Here is an 18,456-nt window from a genome sequence, read left to right as displayed (position 1 = left end):
GCCCACAGACTTCGGGAGGTTGTTGTGGCGGTCAAGATCACCCACCTGACGAACGGCCAGCAGGTCCGCTTCGCCAACGCCGACGGCGCCCGCCGGTACGCCGAAATCATGGGCGGCGGCGTGGACAAGTGGCGCTTCACGGTCGTCCCCGAGGACCCGGCGCTCCGGAAAATGTCGGACTCGGTCGTTAACGTGCCGGTATGGCGCATGACTTCCAGGTAGTGGTGGATTCGGCCGACCCGCACGTGCAGGCCGACTGGTGGGCCGAGACGCTCGGCTGGTCCGTGGAACCGACGGACGAAGGCTTCATCCGCGAGATGATCGCGAAGGGGTACGCGAAGGAGGAGGAAACCCGGACTTACCGCGGGTCGCTGGTCTGGAAGACCGGCGCGGCGATCCGGCATCCGGACTCGCCACCCGACGGGCCGCCACGGCGGATCCTCTTCCAGGAGGTCCCGGAGGGGAAGACGGTGAAGAACCGGCTCCACATCGACGTCTGGGTGGGGGCGGACAACGTCGAGGCGACGCTGGAGAAGCTGACGTCCCGCGGGGCGACGTACCTGCACCGGGGGCGGCAGGGGCCGCACAGCTGGGTGACCGTGGCGGACCCGGAGGGGAACGAGTTCTGCATTTCGTGAGGTGCGGGGCCGGCGGCGGACCGGAGGCCGCCGCCGGCGCGCGTCCCTCAGCGCTGGGCGGCCAACCGGTCCAAGGCCTTCGGCAGCGCCTCCGCCAGCAGGTCCAGCTCCGGCTCGGCCGCGATCAGCGGCGGTGACACCGCGACCCCGCGCCCGAGGTTCCGCACGATCACACCCTCGTCCCGGCAGGCACGCTGCAGCTTCACCGGCGCGCCCGGGTCGGCGTCCATGACCTCCGCCGTCAGCTCGACGGCCGCGAGGAAGCCGAGCCCCGCGCGGACTTCTGCCACCAGCGGGTGCCCGCTCACGCCCGACACGGCGTCGGCCAGTGGCTTCTCGAGTTCGCGGCCGCGCGGGATCAGGCCGTCGCGCTCGTAGATGTCCAGGGTCGCCAGGCCGGCCGCGCACGCCACCGGGTGGCCCGCGTACGTCGCGCCGTGGCGGAAGATCGGGGCGCCCGGCGCGCCGGTGAAGAACGGTTCCGCGACCCGCGGGGCCACGATCAGCGCGCCCAGCGGGATCGTGCCGCCGGTGATGCCCTTCGCCGTCGTGATCATGTCGGGCCGGACGGCCCAGCGGTCGATGCCGAACCAGGTGCCGAGCCGGCCCCAGGCCGCGATCACGCAGTCCGCGACGAACAGCACGTCGTGGCGGCGGCAGATCGCCGCGACCTCCTCGATGTACCCGTCCGGCGGCAGCAGCACACCGCCCGCGCCGATCACCGGCTCGCAGAAGAACGCCGCCACGCGCGCCGCCCCGACGCGCTCGATCTCCGCCTCCAGCGCCGCCGCACTGTCGTACGGCACGTGCGAGAAGTCCGGCGGCTGCGGACCGAAGCCGGCCGCGTTGGCCGGGATGCCGCCGACCACGGTGCCGAAGCCGTGCGTGCCGTGGTACCCCTGCGCCCGGCCGATCACGTGCACCTTCTCCGGCCGCCCGGTGTGCGCGAAGTACGCCCGCGCCAGCTTGACGGCGGTGTCGATGACGTCCCCGCCACCCGAGCCGAAGAACACCTTCGAGCCGGGCTCCGGCGCCAGCGCGGCGACGCGGTCCGCCAGCTCGATCGCCGGTTCGTTGGCGTTGTAGCCGAACAGGTTGTACGAGTCGAGCGTCCGCAGCTGCTTCGCGACGGCGTCGGTGATTTCCGGCCGCCCGTGCCCGAAGTTCGCGTACCAGAGCGACGCGGTCGCATCGAAGTACCGCCGCCCGCCGTCATCCCAGACGTACGACCCCTCGCCACGCGTGATGACCATCCGGTCGCCGTCGACCGCCCCCATGTCGGCGAACGGGTGCCACAGGGCGTGCTGTGCTGCCATCGGTCCTCCTCAGTCCTGCCCCCATCCCTACCAGGGCGAAGCGGTGAGCGCGAACACTCCATCGTGCACAGTTCCAGCCGCCGGACTGGCCGCGATGGCACCGCAACGCGTAACAGCGGTGCCGCTGCTGCGGCACCGGCTACGAGAAGTGGCTCCGCCGGACTCCCGACGAGCCGCTCGGCATCCGGCGCATGATCCGGTACGCACAGGCCGGCCCCACCGGTGTCCAGGTCTCGCCGCCCGGGCGAACTTTCTCCACTGGAGACCGACGGCGAGCTGAACCTCACTCCAGGAACTCCGCGATCTCCTCCGGCGAGTACCCCAGCTCCCCGAGCACCTCCGCCGTGTGCTGCCCCAACGTCGGCGGCGCCGACGAAGCCCGCGCCGGGGTATCGGACGCCTTCACCGGAAACCCCGTCCCCACGTACGTCCCCACCGTCGGGTGCGGCAGCCGCACCACCTGGTCGCGCGCCGCCGTCCACGGATCCGCGTACACGTCGTCGATCTCGTTGATCGGAGCCGCCGGAATACCCGCCGCGTCAAAGGACTTCGACCACTCCGCCACCGTGCGCGTGACCAACACCGGTTCCAGAAGAGCGTTCAGCTCATCGCGGTGCGCGGCCCGCAAAGCGTTCGACGAAAACCGCGGGTCCGAAGCGATGTCCAGCTCCAGCACCCCGCAGAACGCGTGCCACAGCTTCTCGCTGCCCACCGCGATGATCAGCCAGCCGTCGGCCGCGTGGTACGCCTGGTACGGGACGATGCTCGGGTGCGCCGAGCCCATCCGCCGCGGGCGGGGCGCGTCGTAGAAGTGCGCGCCCGCCGCGTAAACGTGCCACGCCAGCTGACTGTCCAAAAGGGACACGTCGAGGTACTGCCCGCGGCCGGTGGTGTGCCGCGCCTGCAGGGCCATCAGCACGGCGATGATCGCCCACGTCCCCGCGTTCAGGTCCGCCACCGGCAGCCCGACCTTCGCCGGCGCGCCGTCGGGCTCGCCGGTCAGGGACATCACGCCGCCGAGGGCCTGGGCGACCAGGTCGTAACCCGCGCGGTCGCGGTACGGCCCGGTCTGCCCGAACCCGGTGATCGACACGTGGATCAGCCGGGGATTCGACTCGGCCAGCGACGAGTAGCCGATCCCCCATTTCTCCAGCGTGCCCGGGCGGAAGTTCTCGACGAGCACATCGGCGTCCGCGACCAGCCGGCGCAGCGCCTCGCGGCCGCGGTCGCTCTTGAGGTCGAGGACGATCCCGCGCTTGTTCCGGTTCGCCGCCAGGTAGTAGACGGCTTCGTCGCCGACGAACGGCGGACCCCAGCCGCGGGTGTCGTCGCCGTGGCCCGGGGGCTCGACCTTCACCACGTCCGCGCCCATCTCGCCGAGGTACTGGGTGCAGTACGGGCCGGCGAGGATGCGGGACAGGTCGACGACCTTGATCCCGTCGAGCGGGCGGAATCCTTCGGGCATCAGCGGCTCCTCGTCGAACTGGGCGGCCAGCCCCCTTTCTACCTCGCGCACCCCCGGAAATGGATTACCTACTAACGGACGTAGACGACGGTCACTCCCGTCCTGTTGATTGTTGAGTGAGTCTGTGCAGAGTTGCGCACTCCTGGAGGGTATTTATGCGTCGTCTTGTTGGAATGGCGGCCGCGATAGCCGCCTGCACCACGGTGGTCGCGGTCGTACCGGCCACCCCCGCGGCCGCCGAACCCCAGTACTTCGCCGCCCAGCGCGTCGGTGAACGCCCGCCGATGGGCTGGAACAGCTGGAACAAGTTCGGCTGCGAGATCGACGAAAACCTCATCCGCGGCGCCGCCGACGCGCTCGTGTCGACCGGCATGAAGGACGCGGGCTACCAGTACGTCAACATCGACGACTGCTGGGCCGAACAGAACCGCACGGCCGACGGCAAGCTCGAGCCGAACCACGAGCGCTTCCCGCACGGCATCAAGGCGCTCGCCGACTACGTCCACGACAAGGGCCTCAAGCTCGGCATCTACACCAGCGCGGGCACGCTGACCTGCCAGAAGACGATGCCCGGCGCCCTCGACCACGAGGAGGCCGACGCACAGTCGTTCGCCGACTGGGGCGTCGACTACCTCAAGTACGACAACTGCAACAACCAGGGCCGCCCGGCGATCGAGCGCTACACGAAGATGGGCGACGCCATCAAGAAGACCGGCCGTCCGATGGTCTACGCGCTCTGCGAATGGGGCGAGAACGACCCGTGGACGTGGGGCCGTGACGCCGGCGCGCAGCTGTGGCGGACAACCGGCGACATCAGCGACAACTGGGGCAGCCTGACCGGCATCCTCGACCAGCAGGTCGGCCTGGAGAAGTACAGCGGGCCCGGCGGCTGGAACGACCCGGACATGCTCGAAGTCGGCAACGGCGGCATGACCGACGCCGAGTACCGCGCGCATTTCTCGTTGTGGGCGCTGCTGAACGCGCCGCTGCTGGCCGGGAACGATCTGCCCGCGATGACCCCGGCCACCAAGGCGATCCTCGAGAACAAGGACGTCATCGCGCTGGACCAGGACTGGGCCGGCGTGCAGGGCCACAAGATCCGCGACGACGGCGACACCGAGGTCTGGGCGAAGCCGATGTCCGACGGTTCGGCCGCGGTCGTGCTGTTCAACCGCGGTTCCGCGAGTACGGCGATGACCACGACGGCGAAGGAGCTGAACCTCGCGGGCCACAGCTTCCGCGTCCGCGACCTCTGGACCGGCACCCAGACCGAGACGTCGGGCACCGTCCGGGCGGCCGTCCCGGCCCACGGCTCGGCCACGTTCCGCGTCCGGCCGGAGAAGAAGCCGTCCGCCGCGCCGCTGACGACGCTCGCCCTGCCGAACCCGGACTACGTGCCCGCCGACCGGCCGCTGACCACCACGCTGAAGGTCACCAACGACGGCAGCACGCCGATCGCGCAGGTGCGCACGAGCATCGCGGCCCCGGCAGGCTGGCGGCTGCGCGGCCCCGGCGCGTTCACCGTGCCGGTCGTGGCGCCCGGCAGGACGTGGCAGCAGAACGTCACGTTCGAGCCGGTCGCGCCCGCGGGTGAGCGCGTCACGCTCGTCGCGAAGGCGAGCTACCTTACGCTGTACGGCCAGCGCAGCCTTACGTCGGAAGGCAGCTCACCGCTGGTCACGCGCCCGGCCGCCGGGACGACGGCGTTGTCGAAGGCCGCGTGGATGTCGTCCGACAACGGCTGGGGCCCGGTCGAGCGCGGGACCAGCAACGGCGAGAGCGCGGCGGGTGACGGGCACCGGATCACGATCGCCGGCGTGGGCTACGACGACGGGATCGGCGCGCACGCCCCGTCGAGCGTGCGCGTCTACGTCGGCGCGGCCTGTACGTCGGTCCGCGCGCTCGTCGGCCTGGACGACGAGAATTCGGGCGGCAGCGCGGGTTTCCGCATCCTCGGGGACGGCAAGGAGCTCGCCGCGACCGGCGTCCTGCACCCCGGTGACAAGGCTCAGCCGCTCGAAGCTGCGCTGGCCGGCGTGCAGGTGCTGGAGCTGGCCGTGACCGACGGCGGCGACGGCAACACCAACGACCACGCCGACTGGGCGGACGCCGCGATCACCTGCTGAGCAAGGGAAAATCACGCACCACCCGCCGTCCCCGGTCACCCGGCCGGGGACGGCACTTATCCCCTCATGCCCGGATCGTCCCCCGATGCACCCTGGAGCTCTTGCCACGCTCCTGGGGAGGGAAGCCGTGCGAAGAATCGGCGTTCTGCTGCTCACGCTCCTCGGTCTCGCCACCGCCGTCGCCGCGCCCGCGACCGCCGGCGAGCCCGCGATCGCCGCGACCCCGCCGATGGGGATCTCGTGGTCGCGCGGCTGGAACCAGTGCCCGCGGATCGACGACGCCAAGGTCCGCGCCGCCGTCGACATGCTGGTGAGCACCGGCCTGCGCGACGCGGGCTACACCTACGTCAACATCGCCGGGTGCTGGGCGCAGCCGACACGCGGCGCCGACGGTGCGCTGCGCCCGGACACCGCGAAGTACCCGGACCTGCCGGGGCTGATCGCGTACGTGCACGCCAACGGGCTGAAGTTCGGGCTGTACAGCGGAACCGGCGACCAGGTCTGCGGACGCGCGATGCCCGGCTCGCGCGGCCACGAAGAACAGGACGCGCAAACGTTCGCGGCCTGGGGCGTCGACTACCTCGCGTACGACACGTGCGGCGGCGAGAACGGCGTCGCGGCGGCGACCAAGAAGATGAGTGACGCGCTCAAGAGCACCGGGCGGCCGATCCTGCTCGCGATGATCGACACGATGTCGAACAACTACCGCCAGTGGGAGTGGGCACCCGGCGCGGGTGCGCACACCTGGCAGCTCGCGAGCGACCTCCCGGAGCCGCTCGCGAGCGTGATGCAGGCGGTCGACCAGCAGCCCGCGCTCGCCGGGCTCACCGGCCCAGGCGGCTGGAGCGATCCCGGCTACCTCAACTTCAGCTTCCTCGACCTCGCCCCGCGGCGGACGCAGTTTTCGCTGTGGGCGCTGATGAACGCGCCGCTCATCCCGAACGAGTCGTTCCCGCTGGACACGATCGCCAACCGGGACGTGATCGCGGTCGACCAGGACTGGTCCGGCACACCGGGCTTCAAGGTCCGCGACCTGTCCGACGGCGAGGTCTGGGCGAAGCCGATGTCCGACGGCTCGGTCGCGGTGCTGCTGCTCAACCGCGGCTCGTACGCGCGGACGATCCCGTTCGACCTCGCCGAGACCGGCATCGCGGCGGCGCCCGCCTACCGCGTCCGCGACCTCTGGGCCGGCACCGAACTGACCAGCACCGGCACGCTGCGCGCGTCCGTGCCCGCGCTGAGCAGCGTCTTCTTCCGCGTGTGGCCGGGACAGCCGTCGACGGCCGATCCGCTGGTGACGCTGGACGTGCAGCTGCCGGAGGGCTTCCTGGCCGGTCAGCCGGTCGACGGCACGGTCACGCTGACCAACGACGGCGACACCCCGATCGACGACGCGCGGTACGCGCTCACCGTCCCCGCCGGATGGCAGCTGGACGGGCCCGCGGAGGTCGACGTCCCGCACGTCTCGCCGGGCAGTTCGGTCACGCGGGAGATCACGCTGCGGCCGACCGCGGCTCCGGCCGCGAAGCTGCTGGTCGGCGCGAGCGGCGGCTACACGAGCGTGCTCGGGACGCGCACCGCGACCGGTTCGGCCGAGGCGCCGCTGGTGACCGCGCCGCCGGCCGGCACGACGACGTACCTGTCGACGCGGCCGTGGCTCTACTCCGAGAACGGGTCCGGCCCGGTGGAACGCGGCAGCGTCGCCAACGGGCGGGCGATGTCGGTCGGCGGGGTCGGCTACCAGCCGAACAGCGGCGTGGGCGTGCACGCGCCGTCGGTGATCCGGCTGTACCTCGGGGGCGCGTGCAAGTCGTTCTCGGTCCAGTACGGCGTCGACGACGTCTCGAGCCCGCAGGCGACGGTGGCGTTCCGGGTCCTGGGCGACGGCCGCGAGCTCTACGCGACCGGGGTCGTCCGGCCCGGCGTGAAGCCGCAGAAGCTGACGCTCCCGGTCACCGGGGTGCAGCAGCTGGCCATCGCGGTCGACGACGCCGGCGACGGCTCGGCCGGCGAGTACGCCGACTGGATCGCGCCGAACGTCACCTGCTGAGCGCCCCTTCCACGAGGACGACGGCCTGCGCGGTCCGCCGGTACAGCACGTACCGCCCGTCCCGGACCTTGCTGACGAGCCCGGCGCGGTGCAGCGCGCTCAGGTGGTAGGAGACGGTGCCCGGGCTGTACCCGGTCCGGGCGGCGAGTTCGGCGGTCGGCCGCGCGGTTTCGAGGTCGGCCAGCAGCGCCGCCCGGGCTTCGCCGACCACCGGCGCGAGCCGCCCGGGCGGCCGGTCCGCGCCCGTGCCGACCCCGAGCGCGGGGTAGCAGAGCACGACCTGGCCGGGCACGTCGACCTGGATGCTCGTGCCGGGCCAGCTGAGCACGCCGGGGGCGAGGACCAGCTCGCGGCCGGCGATGTCGGCCTCGCCGTCGAACGGCGCGGCGAGGGTGATCGCGTCGCCGGCCCAGCCGATCGTGGGGTGCAGTGACGCGAGCGCCGCGCCGACGCCGTGGGTGGCGATGGTCTTCGCGCGATGAGCGATGTCGCGGTCGACGACCGGGTGCAGGGCGGGCCAGTCGTCGGCCAGCACGTCCCGCCAGAACCGGGCGAGGCCGCCGGCCAGCCGCCGCGGCATCGAGCCCGACTCCGCGATCAGGCGGGCCCCGATCGGCAGCGGCCGGCTCCAGTGGACCTGCGTGTAGGCGAGGACCTGCTCCTCGAGGACGTCCTGCGTGGTCGCCTCGATCCGCGCGATCTGCTCGTCGAGCAGATCGCCTGGCCGGGTCGCGGTTCCGGGCTGCGGCGTGAGCAGGTCCGGGGTGTAGACGTCGCCGACGCGCGGCAGCAGGTCCAGCAGCAGGGCGACGTCCGGGTGGGCGAGCGCCGCGCGGGCGAGCGGGCCGGGATCGCCGAACACCGGGTGACGGCCGGCGTCGGCGGTGAGCTTCAGCCAGGCCAGCGACTCCGCGGCGAGGGAGGGCGAGAACCGCGTCCTGGCCACCGTCTCGGCATCGGCCCGCAGCGTGAACACGGACCGACGTTAACAGTGGTTCACGCGGATTTGAACCGGCTCGAATCCTTTCCGGTGCGGCCCGCCCTCAAGGTTGAGTGGGCTGGTGCTCCGAGGACGCGTGACGACCGTTGCGGCGGTGGCCGTCGTGCTGCTCGCCGTCCCGCCGCCCGCGGAAGCCCGTCCCGCCCCGGCGGGGTACGCCGTGTGTTCCGTCGTCCGGACGGTCCTGCGGCTCGGCTGGTCGGCCGGCGCCGACGGGATCTACCGCGTCACGGTCTACCGGCGGCCGTTCCCGGTCACCGTCGTCGTCCCCTACGAACTCAGCTCCAGCAGCCGGGCTTCGGCGTCGCGCAGGTAGCGGTCGAGCGAGGCCGCCGCGGCGTCGAACCGGCCGCGGCGCAGGTCGCGCAGGATCCGTTCGTGGTAGTCGAGGAACGGCTCGTAGAACTCCCGCGTGTTCTCGTTGAGCACGAAGAACAGCCGCGTCTCGGCGAGCACCTGGCGCATCGTCGCGGACAGCCGCTCGCTGCCGGCCAGGTCCGCCAGCGCCTGGTGGAAGTGGATGCTGGCGGTGCCGACCGCGAGCCAGTCCTCGGCTTCGGCCGCGGTCCGCCCGTCCTCCAGCGCGCGTTGCAGCCCGGAGAGGTCCACCGCGGGCAGTTCGGCGGCGCGGCGCAGGGCACCGCACTCGGTGGCGCGGCGGACGACGTAGAGGTCCTCGATGTCGTCGGTGGTCAGTTCGCGCACGAAAACCCCGCGGTTGAGCTCGTGCACGGCCAGCCGTTCGTGGGCCAGCAGCTGGAACGACTCGCGCAGCGTGTTGCGCGAGACGCCCAGCGCCGAGCTGATCACCGGCTCGGACAGGCGTTCACCGGGGGCGAAGACGCCGTCGGTGATGTACTGGCGCAGGATCGCCGCGACCCGTTCGGCGGTGCCACTGCGTTCCAGCAGGTGCCGCTCGCTCCCCAGCCCCGAGGCGTCGACGGTCATGGCACGACCCCGACGCCGAGGTCGAAGTCGAGGCTGTACCGGTTGCCCGGCATGGCACCCGCCGCCTTCGCGCCGTCGATCGGCAGGACGACGCCGTTGATGAACTTCGACTCGTCGCTGGCCAGGAACACGACCGCCTTCGCGACCTCCCAAGCCTCGCCGACGCGCGCCGCGGGCGTGCTCGCGACCAGCTGGTGCTGCTTGGTCTCGAAGTCGTCCGGCGAGGCGAGGGTGCCGCGCAGCAGTTCGGTGTCGATCGCGCCCGGGTTCACCGTGTTGGCCCGGACGCCCTGGTGCGCGTGGGCGACGGCGACCGACTTCATCAGCCCGACCAACGCGTGCTTGGTGGCGTTGTACACCGGGTCGCCGGGGCGGCCCATCACGCCGCCGTTGGACGACGTCGTGATGATGCTCCCGGCCCGCTGCTCGATCATGTGCGGCAGCACGGCGCGGGTGCCGAGGAAGGCGGCACGGACGTTCAGCGCGAAGATGTGGTCGAACTCGGCCACCGTCGTGTCGGCCAGCGGCTTGGCGAGGTGGACGCCGACGTTGTTGAACAGCACGTCGACGCGGCCCGCCTCGGCGAGGACGCCGTCGACGAACGCGGCCACGGCGGCCTCGTCGGTGGCGTCCACTGTGGAGTGCCGGTACCCGCCGATCTCTTCCGCGGGCTCGCGGATGTCGGCGGCGTACACCGTCGCGCCCTCGGCGAGGAACTCCTTGACCGTCGCGAGGCCGATGCCCCGCGCGCCGCCGAAGACGACCGCCACCTTGCCGGCCAACCGACCCATGTCACTTCCCCGCTCTCAGTCGTGCTGTCCGCTCTTCGTCGACCGCGTAGTCCTCGGGCAGCCGGACGAGCGCGTCCGGGCTCCCGAGGTACCGCACGGCGACGCCGTACACCTCACGCGCCGCCGCCACCGAGACGTACCCCTCGACGACGTCGGCGAGGACCGCCGCCACCGGCCGTTCGCGCGGCGGCCCGTAGCCGCCACCACCGGGCAGCGTGACGTCCACAATAGACTCGGGAGCCAGTGTCACCCGGCTTTTCGCGGGCAGGTCGGCACCTTCGCGCAACCCGAACCGTCCGGGTGCCCCCGCGGCGCCGCCGTCCACTCCGGACGCGGCGGCCCGCACGCGGTCGACGTTCCCGTTCACGCTCCAGGAATCCCCGCCGCGTGACCCCATCGTGGTCACCTGTCCGAGTCCGCCGCGCCACCGGCCCGCGCCGCCGGAATCCGCCCGCAGCTCCCGGGAAAACTGGACCAGCGGCGCCATCGTCTCGATGACCTCGGTCGGCGTCGACCGCAGGCCGCTGGGAAATCCCGTGGTGCTGAGCCCGTCCTTGCCCGCCCGGGCGCCCATGCCGCCGGTCTGGAAGACGTTGAGCATGAACCCGTGGCCCCGCCAGATGGTCATCCACAGCGCGTCCGCGCTCGGCGCGATCGCGGCGCCGGGCAGCGCGCCGATCAGCAGCGAGGGCAGGAAGTGCCCGATGAGGTGCCGCGACGCGACCGGCGCGGGCGGCAGGCAGTTCAGCACGGAGCCTTCGGGCGCGGTGACGTGCACCGGCCGGAACGACCCGGCGTTGTGCGGCACCTCCGGCGAGATCGCCGCCTTGACCGCGAAAGACGCGTACGCCCGCGTGTAGTTCAGCACGACGTTGATCCCGCGCCGGCTCTGCGGTGACGAACCCGCGAAGTCGAGTTGGATCTCGTCGCCGTCCACAGTGGCCTTCACGCGCAGGACGACTTCTTCGTCGTCGAAGCCGTCGGTGGCGATTTCGTTGGTGTAGACGCCGTCCGGCAGTTCGCGCAGCGCGTCCCGCAGCGCCTTTTCGGACCGGTCCATGAGCTCGGCGGCTATTTCGTCGAGCGAGTCGAGGCCCAGCTCGTCGAGCAGCCGCAGCAGGCTGGCGGCGCCGACCTCGTTGCCGGTGACCTGTGCGTACAGGTCACCGATGGTCTCCTCCGGCGTCCGCACGTTGGCCCGGATCAGCCGTTCCAGATCGGTGTTGACCTCGCCCGCGCGCAGGAACTTCAGGATCGGCAGCCGAAGGCCCTCTTCGAAGACCTCGTGGGCTTCGGCGGACACCAGCCGGCCGCCGATGTCGGGCGCGTGGCAGCAGGACGCGAACCAGGCCACCACCCGGCCGTCGCGGAACACCGGCGTCGCCACCGTGATGTCGTTGATCTGCCCGGCGGTCTGCCACGGGTCGTTGGTGAGCAGGACGTCACCGGGTTCGAGCGTCTCCGGCGGGTAGGCCGCGACGAAGTGGTGCATGCCGGTCGCCATCGCGTTGATGTGCCCCGGCGTGCCGCCGACGGACTGCCCGATCATCTCGCCGCGGGAGTCGAACACCGCGCAGGCCAGGTCGAGCGATTCCCGCACCACGGCGGAGAAAGCCGTGTTGACGAGCGCGTTCTGCTGCTCGGCGAGGATCGAGTGCAGCCGGTTGCCGAACAACCCGGCCAGGATGGGGTCGACGCTCACACCGTCACCTCCAGCGCGGCGTCTTCCCGGGCGACGCAGTGGGCTCCCGGCGGAACGACCACTGTGGACTCGCGTTCCTCCACGATGGCCGGCCCGTCGATCCGCGTCCCCGGCCGGAGCCGGTACCGGTCGAAGATCGCCGTGTCGACAAATCTACCGGCGGCCGGAAAATACGCCGGTCGGGTGCCCTTGCGCGCTTCACCCCCGGTCGCCTGTGCCTTAAGCCGTAAGGTGACGTCCGGCGCCGGCCCGCTCGAGACGACCCGCCAGTTCAGCACCTCGACGCCGACCTCGGGTCCGCTCCGCCGGTAGAGCGCGCGGTAGGTACGGGTGAACTCCTCGATCAGCGTCTCGGGCCAGCTGCCGCCGTGCACCGGAACGCGGATCTCGTAGCCCTGCCCGGCGTAGCGCATCTCGGCGATCCGGCGGTGCGTCACGTCGGCGACCCCGGACTTCGCCAGCAGGGCTTCGCCCTCGGCCTCCATCTCGGCGAACAGGGCGTCGACCTGGTCCCAGGCGAGCTCGTGCACGGCCGCGCGGGCCGAGCGCACGAAGTCGAACGCCAGCGGCGCGGTGAGGAACCCGGCCGCGCTCAGCACGCCGGCGGCGGGCGGCGCGACGACCGACGGCGCCCCGAGCGCCCGTGCGACACCGGCGCCGTGCACCGGGCCCGCGCCGCCGAAGGTGTACATCGGCAGCTTCGCGGGGTCGTGCCCGCGCTCGACCGCGTGCACGCGCGCGGCGTTCGCCATGTCCTCGTTGACGCTGGTGTGGATACCCCAGGCGGCCTCTTCGACGCTCACCCCGAGCGGATCGGCGATCGCCCTCCGGAGCACCGCCCTGGCGGCCTCGGCGTCCAGGGGCATGCCGCCACCGAGGAAGTAGCCCGGGTCGAGGTAGCCGAGCACCAGATCGGCGTCGGTGACGGTGGGCGCGGTGCCGCCGCGGCCGTAGCAGACCGGGCCGGGCTCGGACCCCGCCGAGTCGGGCCCGACGGTCAGCAAGCCCAGCGCGTCGATGCGCGCGATCGACCCGCCGCCGACGCCGATCTCGATCATGTCCGTGACCGGGACCTGCACCGGCAGGCCGGAACCGGGCAGCAGCCGGTACTTCCGGTCCACCTCGAACTGGTGCGTGACCAGCGGCGCGCCACCCGCGATCAGGCACAGCTTCGCCGTCGTGCCGCCCATGTCGAAGGCCAGCAGGTCGGGCGGGCCGACCGCGGCCGCCGCGAGCGCGCCGCCCGCCGGGCCGGACTCCAGGATGCGGATCGGGTGCCGGGCCGCGGTGCCGACGGTCGCCAGGCCGCCGTTGGACAGCATGATGTGCGGCGCCCCGGCGATCCCGAGCCGCCGCAACCGGCGTTCGAGGTCGCGCAGGTAGCGCTCGGTGAGGTCCTGGACGTAGACGTTCGCGACCGTCGTCGACGCGCGCTCGAACTCGCGGATCTCGGGTACGACGTCGGAGGAGAGCGCGACGCGCAGACCGGGCGCGACCTCGGCGAGGATCTCCGCCACCCGCCGTTCGTGCGCGGGGTTCGTGAACGCGTGCAGGAAGCAGACGGCGACCGCTTCGATTCCGCGGTCCGCCAGTTCCCGCCCTAGCCTTACAACGTAAGTCTCGTCGAGCGCGGTCCGGACGGCTCCGTCCGCGAAGATCCGCTCCGGAACGTCGAAGCGCAGGTGCCGCGGGACCAGCGGCGCGGGCAGTTCGAGGTGCAGGTCGTAGAGCTCGTAACGGTGCTCGCGGCGCATCTCCAGGACGTCGCGGAAGCCGGCGGTGGCGAGCAACGCCGTGCGCGAACCCGTGCGCTCGATCAGCGCGTTGGTCACCAGCGTCGTCCCGTGCACCACCTGCGTCACGCCGGTAGCGGCGATCCCGGCGTCCGCGAGCAGCGCGGCCAGTCCATCCTCGACCGCGCGCGCGGGCCCGTCGTGCGTGGTCAGGACCTTCCCGACGGCGACGATGCCGGCGTCGTCCACCGCGCAGAGATCGGTGAACGTGCCGCCGATGTCGACGCCGATCCTCATGTCCGGTACCACCGCGGCGACGTGTTCAGCGGCGGCTTCAGCTTGGCCTTCACCACCAGCACGTTCGGCTCGTCCGACTCGACGAACTCGCCGAGCAGCCGCCGGAACGCCCGCCCGAAGCCGGACACGCGGTCGGCGTGCACGCCGAAAGAGCGCGCGAGACCGACGAAGTCCGGGCTGTCCCAGTCGACCCCGCGGTGCGGCACGCCCTCGCGGTCCTGGTCGTAGCGCAGCATCCCGTAGCCGCCGTCGTCGACCAGCACCACGGTGACCGGCAGCTGCTCCTGCGCGAGCGTCGCGAGGTCGCCACAGCCGTAGAGGAACCCGCCGTCGCCGGTGATGCAGATGGCCCGCCCGGTGCCGGCCGCCGCCGCGCCGAGCGACGCCGGGAAGCCGTAGCCGAGGGTGCCCCAGCCCATCGGGTAGGCGAGCTTGCGCGGCGCCCGCACCCGGTGGAAGCCGCCGACCCAGTACCCGGCGACGCACATGTCGGACACCAGCACGGCGTCGGTCGGCAGCACTTCGTCCAAAGTGGACAGGAAGTCGTAGGCCTGCGGCTCCTCGTCGCGGATCCGCTGGCGCACCCGGCGGCCGATGCCGGCCAGCCGCAGGGTGATGTCGTCGAGCCCCGGCCGCTGCTTCGGCAGCAGCCGTTCGACGATCGACCGCGCGTCGCCGACCAGCGTCAGGTCGGGCGCGTAGTTCTTGGCGGCGTCGTCGGCGTCGACGTTGACCGCGATCAACCGGGGCGGCTTCGGCATCCGCCAGTTCTGCGTCATCAGGCCGTCGAAGTCGGTGCCGATGGCGAGCACGACGTCGGCCTCGTCCCACAGCTCGCCGACCTCCGGCGTGTGCACCGGGTTCGGCGCCAGGCACGGGTGGTCCAGCGGCAGCAGCCCGCGGGCGGCGAAGGTGGTGATCACCGGCGCGGCGAGCTTCTCCGCGAGCACACCGATCGCGTCGCCGGCCCCGGAACGCAGCGCGCCACCGCCGGCCCAGATCAGCGGCTGCCGCGCGTCGGACAGCATCGCCTCGGCCCGCGCGAGATCGGGAACGTCGACGTCGGGCTTGCGGTGCGGTGCCGGCGGACGGCGGTGCGGGACCGTCTCGCGCAGGTAGTCGGTCGGCACGCCGAGGTAGACGGGCCCGCTCTGCGGCTGCAGCGCGAGCCGCGCCGCGCGGTGCACGGTGGTGCCGATCTGGTCGGCCGCCCGCACGGTGAAGCCGCCCTTGGTCACCGGCGCGAACATGGCCTGCTGGTCCGAGGTCTCGTGCAACACGCCGCGCACGACGCCGGGACGTCGCAGGGTCGACGGGATGTCGGTGGCGATGATGAGCACCGGAGCCGCGGAAGCCATCGCTTCGCCGACCGCGCCGAGCGTGTTGGCCGCGCCCGGCCCGGTGGTCACGAGGGCGACACCGAGCTTCCCGGTCGCGCGCGCGTACCCGTCGGCGGCGTAGCCCGCGGTCTGTTCGTGGCGCACCCCGACGAGCTTGATGCCGGTCTCGGACAACGCCTCCCACAACGGCAGGTTGTGCACCCCCGGGAGGCCGAAAACGATCTCGGTCCCGAGCGCTTCCAGCGCGTCCACCAGCTCCCGTGCACCACTCACAGCCACGGCGCGGATACTGCCAGATCGTTGAACGATCTGGCAATCGACCCCTAGACGATGTGGCGCTCGACCGGTGCGGTATCGGCGCTTTCGAACCGCCGGACATCCAGTCCCGAGATGTCCACCGCCGTCGGCCGGCCCAGGTAGAGGTCCCGGATCAGCTCGCCGGCCGCCGGGCCCATCTGGAACCCGTGCCCGGAGAAACCGGTCGCGTAGAGGAACCGCGACAGCAGGACGCTTTCCCCCACGATCTGGTTGCGGTCGGGCGTGACTTCGTACAACCCGGCCCAGGCCGTGCGGATCCCCGCGTCGAGCACGGCGGGGATCCGGCGGCCCGCCACCTCGGCCAGCCGGGGCAGCCATTCGCCCGCCTCGTAGCGCGTGTCGAACCCCGGGAAGCCGTCGTCCTCGCAAACGGACATCGCCAGACCCGCACCTTCGCGGTGGAAGTAGAACGCCGCCGGCAGCTCGATGGTCAGCGGCAGCGACTCCGGCAGCCCTGCCACCGGCCCGGTGAACACGACCTGCCGCCGGAACGGCCGCACCGGCAGGTCCAGACCGGCCAGCTCGCCGATCCGCCCCGACCACGCGCCGGCCGCGCACACCACCGCGCCGGTCCGGACGAACCCCGCGGTCGTGCGGACGCCCGTCAGGACGCCACCGTCCCGTTCGATCCCGGTGACTTCGACGCCGGCCCGCAGCCGCGCGCCGCACGCCCGCGCCGCCTTCGCGTAGCCCCGCACGACCGCGTCCGGCGTCGCCTTCGCGTCGTCCGGAGACCAGAGCGCGGCGACGATCCCGTCCGTTTCGAGCAGCGGGAGCACACCCTTCGCTTCCGCGGGGTCGAGCAGGTGGCTGCGGACGCCGTACTCCCGCTGCAGCTCCGCGCAATGTCCGATTGCGTCGACGTCCGCGGGGTCGGTGAGCAGGTACAGGTACCCGTCGCGGCGGAAGTCGATCTCGACGCCGAAGTCGCGGGAGAAAGCGCTGTACGCGGCGAGCCCGCGCAGGCCCAGTTCGACGTTCACGCGGCTGGTGAACGACGACCGGATGCCGCCCGCGGCCTTCGCCGTCGAGCCTTCGCCGAGCCCGCCGCGGTCCAGGAGCAGGACGTCGACGCCGGCTTCCGCCAAGCGGAACGCACAGCTCACACCGATCACACCGCCACCGATCACGACGCATTCGGCCATCGGTGGCAACGAAGTTTCCCCAGGCCCGCGGACGGTCATACTCGCCAATGTAGAACGTGATCCACCCACGGCGGCCGAGCGCGTAGAGTCGGCCTGCCGAGTGCGGAAGGTGATGCCCGATGGCGATGATGCCCGTGACCGACTCGATGTTCCTCCTCGTCGAAACGCGCGAGCATCCGATGCACGTGGGCGGTCTGCAGCTGTTCAAGAAACCCGACGGCGCCGGGCCGGACTACCTGCGCGACATCCGCCGGAACCTGCTCGAGTCCGACAACATGCGCTCGGTGTTCCGGCGCCGCCCGGCCCGTCCGGTCAACACGATGGGACACGTGGCCTGGTCGACCGACGCCGACCTCGAACTCGACTACCACTTCCGGCACTCCGCGCTGCCCCAGCCGGGCCGGGTCCGCGAACTGCTGGAACTCACCAGCCGCTGGCACAGCACCCTGCTCGACCGGCACCGGCCGCTCTGGGAGACCCACCTCATCGAAGGTCTCGCCGACGGGCGGTTCGCCGTCTACACCAAGGTCCACCACGCGCTGATGGACGGCGTCTCCGCGCTGCGCCAGCTGCAGGGCACGCTCTCGGACGACCCCGCGGACCTGGATTGCCCGCCGTGGTGGGGCAGCCGGCGCAAGCCCGGCGAAGGCCGCGTCAAGCGCCCGCGCTCGTTCCTGCAGACCGCGGGCAAGACCGCCAACCAGCTCGCGAGCCTCGCGCCGGCCGCGATGAAGGTCGCGCGCGAAGCGTTCGGTGAACACACGTTAACGCTGCCCGGACAGGCACCGCGCACGATGCTCAACGTGCCGATCGGCGGCGCGCGCCGGTTCGCGGCGCAGTCGTGGTCGCTGGAGCGGGTCCGGAAGGTGGCGACCGCCGGCGGGGTGTCGCGCAACGACGTCGTGCTCGCGATGTGCTCCGGCGCGCTGCGGGACTACCTCATCGAGCAGCGCGCGCTGCCGGACGCGCCGCTCGTCGCGATGGTGCCGGTGTCGTTGCGACGCCAGAACGATCCCGGCGAAGCGGCGGGCAACAACATCGGTGCGCTGCTGTGCAACCTCGCCACCGACCTGCCGGACGCGGGCAAGCGGCTCGTCACGATCCACCAGTCGATGCGCAACGGCAAGCGGCTGTTCTCGGAACTGACGCCGTTGCAGACACTGTTGTTATCGGCGGTTAACGTCGCGCAGCTCGGCGTCTCGCCGATCCCGGGCGTCGTCAACAACACGCGGCCGCCGTTCAACCTGGTGATCTCGAACGTGCCCGGGCCGCGCAAGCAGATGTACTGGAACGGCGCCCAGCTCGACGGCATCTACCCGGCGTCGGTGCTGCTCGACGGCCAGGCCGTGAACATCACGCTGACCAGCAACGGCGACAACCTCGACTTCGGCGTCACCGGCTGCCGCCGGAGCGTGCCGCACCTGCAGCGGATCCTGACGCACCTCGACACGGCGCTGGTCGAACTGGAAGCGGCGGTCCGGTAGCCCGCTGACCGGCACCGCACTGCGCCATCGGAAGGAAACTTTCCGAACCTCCGGGCCAAACCCTGGCCAGCCGGTCGGCCGCGCTCTTACCGTGACGGCGATC

Annotated in this window: 15 protein-coding genes; 6 read left to right on the top strand and 9 right to left on the bottom strand. The window is 71.9% G+C overall.

The annotated features are described in order from the left end of the window. The first annotated feature begins 24 nt into the window (after positions 1 to 24). Both H4696_RS41740 and H4696_RS41735 read left to right on the top strand, forming a co-directional pair. Positions 25 to 222, top strand: a complete 198-nt coding sequence (locus tag H4696_RS41740; RefSeq protein ID WP_072476601.1) for a hypothetical protein — start codon at positions 25 to 27, stop codon at positions 220 to 222. Beyond that, the gene (locus H4696_RS41735) at positions 201 to 638 is read left to right on the top strand and encodes a VOC family protein (protein ID WP_192782817.1); all 438 of its coding nucleotides are present in this window, start codon (positions 201 to 203) and stop codon (positions 636 to 638) included. Before H4696_RS41740 ends, H4696_RS41735 begins: the two co-directional genes overlap by 22 nt. A 47-nt stretch (positions 639 to 685) precedes the next feature. Here H4696_RS41735 and H4696_RS41730 read toward each other — a convergent pair whose 3' ends face one another. Next, positions 686 to 1,954: an aminotransferase family protein gene (locus H4696_RS41730; protein ID WP_192782816.1), complete on the bottom strand. Its 1,269-nt coding sequence runs from the start codon at positions 1,952 to 1,954 to the stop codon at positions 686 to 688. Between the two features lie 283 nt (positions 1,955 to 2,237). Then, positions 2,238 to 3,419 (bottom strand): CaiB/BaiF CoA transferase family protein, encoded by a 1,182-nt coding sequence (locus H4696_RS41725; protein ID WP_086858890.1) that lies wholly within the window; start codon positions 3,417 to 3,419, stop codon positions 2,238 to 2,240. Positions 3,420 to 3,592: 173 nt separating this feature from the next. Between H4696_RS41725 and H4696_RS41720 the strand changes: the two genes are divergently transcribed. Continuing rightward, positions 3,593 to 5,545 (top strand): NPCBM/NEW2 domain-containing protein, encoded by a 1,953-nt coding sequence (locus H4696_RS41720; protein ID WP_192782815.1) that lies wholly within the window; start codon positions 3,593 to 3,595, stop codon positions 5,543 to 5,545. 127 nt (positions 5,546 to 5,672) lie between these two features. Then, positions 5,673 to 7,595: an NPCBM/NEW2 domain-containing protein gene (locus H4696_RS41715; RefSeq protein ID WP_158104408.1), complete on the top strand. Its 1,923-nt coding sequence runs from the start codon at positions 5,673 to 5,675 to the stop codon at positions 7,593 to 7,595. On the opposite strand, the gene H4696_RS41710 is transcribed toward H4696_RS41715, so the two are convergent. Beyond that, on the bottom strand, positions 7,585 to 8,571 hold the full coding sequence (locus tag H4696_RS41710) for an ArsR/SmtB family transcription factor (RefSeq protein ID WP_086864067.1): 987 nt from the start codon (positions 8,569 to 8,571) through the stop codon (positions 7,585 to 7,587). The two genes, H4696_RS41715 and H4696_RS41710, sit on opposite strands and share 11 nt — an antisense overlap. Positions 8,572 to 8,671: 100 nt before the next feature. Here H4696_RS41710 and H4696_RS41705 point away from each other — a divergent pair, with 100 nt between their 5' ends. Further along, positions 8,672 to 8,911 carry a hypothetical protein gene (locus H4696_RS41705; RefSeq protein WP_249027188.1) on the top strand — a complete coding sequence of 80 codons (240 nt, stop codon included), beginning with the start codon at positions 8,672 to 8,674 and terminating at the stop codon, positions 8,909 to 8,911. Here H4696_RS41705 and H4696_RS41700 read toward each other — a convergent pair. Genes H4696_RS41700 through H4696_RS41675 form a run of 6 tightly spaced genes read right to left on the bottom strand, consistent with a single transcriptional unit; the run spans position 8,866 to position 16,869 of the window. Continuing rightward, entirely contained in the window at positions 8,866 to 9,543 is a 678-nt protein-coding gene (locus H4696_RS41700) for a GntR family transcriptional regulator (RefSeq protein ID WP_086864066.1), read from the bottom strand. The genes H4696_RS41705 and H4696_RS41700 overlap by 46 nt on opposite strands. Further along, the gene (locus H4696_RS41695) at positions 9,540 to 10,334 is read right to left on the bottom strand and encodes an SDR family NAD(P)-dependent oxidoreductase (protein ID WP_086864065.1); all 795 of its coding nucleotides are present in this window, start codon (positions 10,332 to 10,334) and stop codon (positions 9,540 to 9,542) included. The genes H4696_RS41700 and H4696_RS41695 overlap by 4 nt, the downstream gene beginning before the upstream one ends. Before the next feature lies 1 nt (position 10,335). Next, the gene (locus H4696_RS41690) at positions 10,336 to 12,036 is read right to left on the bottom strand and encodes a hydantoinase B/oxoprolinase family protein (protein WP_086864064.1); all 1,701 of its coding nucleotides are present in this window, start codon (positions 12,034 to 12,036) and stop codon (positions 10,336 to 10,338) included. Further along, a complete protein-coding gene (locus H4696_RS41685; RefSeq protein ID WP_086864063.1) occupies positions 12,033 to 14,066 on the bottom strand; it encodes a hydantoinase/oxoprolinase family protein in 2,034 nt (677 codons plus the stop codon). Before H4696_RS41685 ends, H4696_RS41690 begins: the two co-directional genes overlap by 4 nt. Further along, positions 14,063 to 15,685: a thiamine pyrophosphate-binding protein gene (locus tag H4696_RS41680; RefSeq protein ID WP_276328956.1), complete on the bottom strand. Its 1,623-nt coding sequence runs from the start codon at positions 15,683 to 15,685 to the stop codon at positions 14,063 to 14,065. Before H4696_RS41680 ends, H4696_RS41685 begins: the two co-directional genes overlap by 4 nt. Before the next feature lie 44 nt (positions 15,686 to 15,729). Next, complete coding sequence (locus tag H4696_RS41675; protein ID WP_086864061.1) at positions 15,730 to 16,869, bottom strand: NAD(P)/FAD-dependent oxidoreductase; 1,140 nt, start codon at positions 16,867 to 16,869, stop codon at positions 15,730 to 15,732. A 119-nt stretch (positions 16,870 to 16,988) separates the two neighbouring features. Between H4696_RS41675 and H4696_RS41670 the strand changes: the two genes are divergently transcribed. Next, positions 16,989 to 18,353: a WS/DGAT/MGAT family O-acyltransferase gene (locus H4696_RS41670; RefSeq protein WP_086864060.1), complete on the top strand. Its 1,365-nt coding sequence runs from the start codon at positions 16,989 to 16,991 to the stop codon at positions 18,351 to 18,353. The last annotated feature ends 103 nt before the right edge of the window (positions 18,354 to 18,456 follow it).

Source organism: Amycolatopsis lexingtonensis, assembly GCF_014873755.1.
Taxonomy (GTDB): domain Bacteria; phylum Actinomycetota; class Actinomycetes; order Mycobacteriales; family Pseudonocardiaceae; genus Amycolatopsis; species Amycolatopsis lexingtonensis.
The sequence above is the reverse complement of the archived record's forward strand: the minus strand, read 5'-3'. Positions and strand labels throughout refer to the sequence as shown.

Excerpts from the sequence above, each read along its gene's own strand:
- H4696_RS41735 (WP_192782817.1), top strand. The coding sequence starts at position 201 with ATGGCGCATGACTTCCAGGTAGTGGTGGATTCGGCCGACCCGCACGTG.
- H4696_RS41730 (WP_192782816.1), bottom strand. The coding sequence starts at position 1,954 with ATGGCAGCACAGCACGCCCTGTGGCACCCGTTCGCCGACATGGGGGCG.
- H4696_RS41725 (WP_086858890.1), bottom strand. The coding sequence starts at position 3,419 with ATGCCCGAAGGATTCCGCCCGCTCGACGGGATCAAGGTCGTCGACCTG.
- H4696_RS41720 (WP_192782815.1), top strand. The coding sequence starts at position 3,593 with ATGGCGGCCGCGATAGCCGCCTGCACCACGGTGGTCGCGGTCGTACCG.
- H4696_RS41700 (WP_086864066.1), bottom strand. The coding sequence starts at position 9,543 with ATGACCGTCGACGCCTCGGGGCTGGGGAGCGAGCGGCACCTGCTGGAA.
- H4696_RS41695 (WP_086864065.1), bottom strand. The coding sequence starts at position 10,334 with ATGGGTCGGTTGGCCGGCAAGGTGGCGGTCGTCTTCGGCGGCGCGCGG.
- H4696_RS41685 (WP_086864063.1), bottom strand. The coding sequence starts at position 14,066 with ATGAGGATCGGCGTCGACATCGGCGGCACGTTCACCGATCTCTGCGCG.
- H4696_RS41675 (WP_086864061.1), bottom strand. The coding sequence starts at position 16,869 with ATGGCCGAATGCGTCGTGATCGGTGGCGGTGTGATCGGTGTGAGCTGT.
- H4696_RS41670 (WP_086864060.1), top strand. The coding sequence starts at position 16,989 with ATGGCGATGATGCCCGTGACCGACTCGATGTTCCTCCTCGTCGAAACG.